Source organism: Bradyrhizobium sp. (assembly GCF_049581145.1).
Lineage (GTDB): Bacteria > Pseudomonadota > Alphaproteobacteria > Rhizobiales > Xanthobacteraceae > Bradyrhizobium.
In genome coordinates this window covers 1-2,651 of record NZ_JBAURI010000951.1, presented here as the reverse complement: position 1 = coordinate 2,651, position 2,651 = coordinate 1, and the positions used below count along the sequence as shown (strand labels likewise).

The following is a 2,651-nucleotide window of genomic DNA, read 5'->3' as shown; positions in this document are numbered from 1 at the left end:
TCAGCCGCGCATCCTGATCGGCAACGATGCCCGGCTGATGGACATGCTGCAGCGGCTGCGGCCGGCGACCTATTGGGCGGTGATGGCGAAGCGGCTCGTAAAGGCCGCGAAGGGAAAGTGAGGGTGCGGGCTTGGCACGCCAGGCTTCCAGGCCTGCCATGATTCGCGCGACGGCGAGGTCTCATAACGGCATCGCCGCTTCCACGGTCATGGCCCGGGAATGCGCGGGATCCAGGGGGAACCAAAGCGCCCGGATTTTGCTTCGTTGATCGGGGCCGCGCTTGCTAAAATGCATCGGCTGACAGGCTTGCCGTGAGCCGCGACAGGAGCATCCATGGGGACGATCAGGCTGCTTTCGGCTCCGATCCGGAGTTTCGTGCGGTTTCCGCTGGTTCAGTTCGCCGTCGTGGTCGCCCTGATCCTGCTGCTGCAAGACGCGGACGAACACTCCCTGCTCGGCGGGATCTTCGACGGCCTCGACAGGCTGGTCGACTCCACGGTGACCATGGTGTCCGACATCTTCACGGTGAAGTCTTTCACCAAGTCATGGCTGACCTTCGGCTTCATGATCGCCTACGTCTATCTGGCGTGCTGGCTGATCCTGTACATGGCGCGCATCGCCCTGCGCGCCATGGCTGATGTCGCGGCACGGACCAATCTGTTCTGGCTGCGAAGCGCCATCGCGCGGGAGCGCGGGATCGGCGCCTACCAGGCATGGGTCCCGCTCGAACGGATCAGGCCGGCCCATATCCCGCAACAGGAATGGGAAGCAACTTATGCCTGGCCGCCGAACAACCAGCCGCCCTACCCGCCGTTGCGCCAGCGGCTGTTGCGCGGCGTGGTGAGCTATGTGCTCGTTTTTCTGATCGCCGCGGCGTTGCTGCAGGCGTTCACGCCGTTTCCGGTTTTGAATTGGCTTGCGGACCTGGCAAAGGCGGCGGTCGGGATGCACTCGGAAGGGGATCGGCGATGATGAGATGGAAGGAATGGTCGACATGGCAATTCTGCGCTGCGAGCGCGTGATATTGCTTGAGGGCCTGCCGCAGCTTCTGGCCTTGGCCAGCAGGCAATACGGCATCACAAAAGTGTTGCCGCCGAAAGCAGCCGCCCGCGTCGCGCTCTCGAATCATCAGCCGTCACGATGCCGGGACCGTAGGGTTGCGAGATCAGGACATGGCCGTCGATGCCGCCGGGCAGCACCAACAGGCCGGTGGCATCGATGATGTCATCGGCGTCAGCCAGGGCCCAGCCTCAGTGGTCGCAACGATGCGTCCCTCTCTGATCGCAACATCATCTGATCGCAACATCGCCCTCGAAGATGTCGCTCGCGGTGGCGATCGCGCCGTGCCGGATGACGGCGTCGAATCCGGCCATGGTGGATATTTTCCGTAGCTTCAGGACCGTACGCGATGATTCAGACCTGCTCGAACAGGGATCCCCAGCCGGTGATGCGCCCGGTATCGACGCCAGCCAGTTTCAGGCATTTCCAGACCACGGTGGCAATGGTGTCGTAGATCGGGATGCCGGTCTCGCGTTCCAGCCCGGCCACCAGTGTCGTCGCCCGCAGATTGGTGCAGATGATCGCGATCGCATCCGGCTTCTCCTTCGCGACCTCGAGCGTCATGTCCGCCAGCTGTGGCAGCGGCACCTCGGAAAACGAGAAATTGTCGCGCAGGCCGAGGTGGCGGTCGCCATGACAGGCGATGCCGAGCTTGCGGTAGTTGTCGACTATCCTGGCTTGCACGTCGTCGAGATAGGGCGTGACATAGCCGAGCTTCGTCACCCCTTTCTCGGCCAGAATTTCGTTGAGCGCCAGCATCGACGTCGTGGCGTGGATTCCCGTAGCGGCCGCGATGCGTTCGCACAGGCGGATATCGGCATCGAACCCGAGCCAGCCGGACGAGGTGCCATTCCAGCCGATCACGTCGACCTTGGCGTGCGCCAGCAGTTCCGCGGCGCGCATGATTTCGCTGTCGTTGAACTGCGCCAGCGCAGAATCGGACAGCGCGATCTCTGTCACCTTGAAACGGGAAAAATGAGCGGAGACCTCGGGCAGTCCGGACACCATCGCCGTGGTGATCGGCTCCAGCGCCGTGTTCGACGATGGGGTCAGCATTCCCAGCAGCACACGCTTTGTCATCATTGGTCCCATTTTTTCAGAGAGAGCACGGTCCCCTCGCGGCGAAGCAAAGCGGAATGTGGCGCTTGATCCTGTTGAAGCGCGGGCGCGGCAGATCGCCCGGAACGATGCCATAACCGGGAGCTCAGCAATCTCCATGCCAATTCGAATGCAATATGATGCCGGACAGCATATTGCCCTCGTGCTGGTGCCGGAAACGCAAGCTTCGCTTACACGCGGCGCCGGGTGCACGGTTACAGCCTATCTTGTGAGTTGCGGGCAGCTAGCACAGCCTTTTCAGGAGATGCAGGCCAGCCTCACGAAATTGCCGCACTCCCGCCCCGTCGCCACAATGCGAACCAACTCGTCACCGAAATAGAGCCGGTCTTGTATGCGTACCCGAGGTCGCGATGATGAACCGAGCGACGAGAGTTTTGTGCGCCGTTCTGACCGGCCTTGTCGCAAGTACATCGATCGCAGTGGCTCCACTCCGCGCCGAGGGCAAATGCTACCTCTTCAAACCGGAAGCCAC

4 protein-coding genes and 1 pseudogene are annotated in these 2,651 nt (G+C 62.2%); 3 read left to right on the top strand and 2 right to left on the bottom strand.

Features of this window, described 5'->3' with window-relative positions:
* The 3 genes and pseudogenes from WCB02_RS30960 to WCB02_RS30950 all read left to right on the top strand — a co-directional run.
* Positions 1-121: pseudogene (locus WCB02_RS30960) on the top strand (acetoin dehydrogenase); the annotation flags it as partial.
* A gap of 213 nt (positions 122-334) precedes the next feature.
* Entirely contained in the window at positions 335-973 is a 639-nt protein-coding gene (locus tag WCB02_RS30955; RefSeq protein WP_423964076.1) for a hypothetical protein, read from the top strand.
* 200 nt (positions 974-1,173) lie between these two features.
* Positions 1,174-1,392 (top strand): hypothetical protein, encoded by a 219-nt coding sequence (locus tag WCB02_RS30950; protein WP_423964074.1) that lies wholly within the window; start codon positions 1,174-1,176, stop codon positions 1,390-1,392.
* A 22-nt stretch (positions 1,393-1,414) separates the two neighbouring features.
* Here the strand turns inward: WCB02_RS30950 and WCB02_RS30945 are convergent, their stop codons facing one another.
* On the bottom strand, positions 1,415-2,140 hold the full coding sequence (locus WCB02_RS30945; protein ID WP_423964078.1) for a maleate cis-trans isomerase family protein: 726 nt from the start codon (positions 2,138-2,140) through the stop codon (positions 1,415-1,417).
* A 296-nt stretch (positions 2,141-2,436) separates the two neighbouring features.
* Positions 2,437-2,651: hypothetical protein (locus tag WCB02_RS30940; protein ID WP_423964071.1), on the bottom strand; the 215-nt coding region annotated here is incomplete at its 5' end.